Source organism: Nocardia sp. NPDC004722 (assembly GCF_053601505.1).
Genome location: NZ_JBSGBY010001018.1, coordinates 1 through 1,682, shown reverse-complemented (window position 1 = coordinate 1,682; position 1,682 = coordinate 1). Strand labels below are relative to the sequence as shown.

3 protein-coding genes are annotated in these 1,682 nt (G+C 69.6%); 1 reads left to right on the top strand and 2 read right to left on the bottom strand.

Translation table 11 applies throughout. From position 1 onward, the window contains the following. Positions 1–371, bottom strand: a 371-nt coding sequence (locus tag ACWELQ_RS45270) for a MarR family winged helix-turn-helix transcriptional regulator (protein ID WP_452403121.1), incomplete at its 3' end; no start/stop codon positions are given. 61 nt (positions 372–432) lie between these two features. On the opposite strand from ACWELQ_RS45270, the gene ACWELQ_RS45265 reads away from it, so the two are divergent. Next, the gene (locus tag ACWELQ_RS45265; RefSeq protein WP_452403120.1) at positions 433–1,335 is read left to right on the top strand and encodes an LLM class flavin-dependent oxidoreductase; all 903 of its coding nucleotides are present in this window, start codon (positions 433–435) and stop codon (positions 1,333–1,335) included. A 43-nt stretch (positions 1,336–1,378) separates the two neighbouring features. Here ACWELQ_RS45265 and ACWELQ_RS45260 read toward each other — a convergent pair. After that, a partial coding sequence (locus ACWELQ_RS45260; RefSeq protein ID WP_452403119.1) for an FxsA family protein occupies positions 1,379–1,682 on the bottom strand: 304 nt, incomplete at its 5' end.

Sequence of the window (1,682 nt, the reverse complement as noted above, 5' to 3'; positions counted from 1 at the left end):
CCGATGTCCGCCACCGCGTCACGCCCCTGGATCGGCTGACCCTGCCGTTGACGGCCGCCGCGCTGATGTCGTCGGTGCTGGTGACCTTCGACGGCCTCCGCGCTGCGCCGCCGTGCGAGCAGGCCCTTGGCCTCGAGGGTGTCGGTGAACTGGGTCATGGTGGTGCGGTCGATGCCCAGGCGCTGCGCGAGATCCAGTTGCGAGAGCGGGGTGTCGGTGTCGTCGAGCAGGACGAGCACGGCCAGTTCCCGGCTGTCGATTCCCAAGGGCCGCAGGGCCGTCCCGATTTCCTCCGCCAAGCGGTGATAGGCGTGTTTCAGCAGGTAGCCGAGGCGGGAGCGGAGCACATCGTCGGGCGTGGAGTCGGCCATGCCGCCGATTCTACCGTTCCACTGATAGTCAGTAGCGCTGATCATCAGTACAGTTGATGGAATGGTGGATATCGAATTCGGTGTGAAAACCACGCCCCAGCGGGTCGCCTACCGCGACATCCTGCGCGTCTGGGAGGAGGCCGACGAGCTGACCGAGATCGCCGACGCCTGGTTGTGGGATCACCTGCTCCCCCTGGGCGGACCCGCCGACGGTCCGATCTTCGAAGGCTGGACCCTGCTCGCGGCACTGGCCGCCCGCACCCGGCGGCTGCGCCTGGGACTCCTGGTGACCAGCAACCGAATTCGTGAGCCCGCGGTGCTGGGCAAGATCGCGAGCACGGTCGACGCCGTCTCAGGCGGGCGGTTGATCATGGGTCTCGGGGTGGGTGGCACCCGGCAGCCCGGCGATAGCGGCGGCATCGCCGGACCGAATCCGGCCGAGGCCGAATACGCCGGATACGGGTTGTCCCTGGTCTCCCCGGGCGAAGGGTTGGCGCGGCTGAGCGAGACCATCGAGATCCTCGAAAGCATGTGGAGTGAGCCGGAATTCGACTTCGAGGGGCGCTTTTACACGCTGCGCCGCAACCGCAACGAACCCAAGCCGGTCCAGCGCCCGCCGCTGCTGATCGGCGGCTGGGGTGACCGCACGCTGCGGCTGGTCGCGCGCCGAGCCGACATCTGGAACATTCCGGGCCCGCCGCATAACGATCTCGGGTTCCTCACGCGGCGGGCCCGGGTGCTCGACGCGCAGTGCGCCGAGATCGGCCGGGATCCGGCGGAGATCACCCGATCGGTGCAGTACATCGTCGACTACGCCGACCCGGCGGGTACCCGTGCGACCGTGCTGGAGTTGATCGGTGCGGGCTTCGGCCACATCGTGCTCAGCCTGCGCGCACCCTATCCGGACAAGGTGGCGGCGTGGCTGGTCGAGAACGTGATCACCCCGGTGCGCGAACGGCGTTGAGGCCGGGCACCGGGGTGAGAGGTCTTGCTGGGACGAGTTGGGGTCAGCGCGGGTCGATGGCGCGGTAGCCCGGGCCGGGGCCCTTGCCGTCGTCGTAGTACTCGGTGACGACGGTTGCGTCGATGACCTCGCCGTCGGGGTCGATGACGACGTTGCGGTAGCCGTAGGGGCCGACCGCGGTGGCGACGCGGCTCAGGCGGCGGGCGGCGAAGGCGGCCACGACCGGGCGGAACAGGAAGCGGGTGAACGGCAGCAGGGCCAGCAGGCCCAGGGCGGTGGTGAGCAGGCCGGGCACGAACATCAGGACCGCGCCCGTGGCCACCAGCGCGCCGTCGGCGACGGCCGTG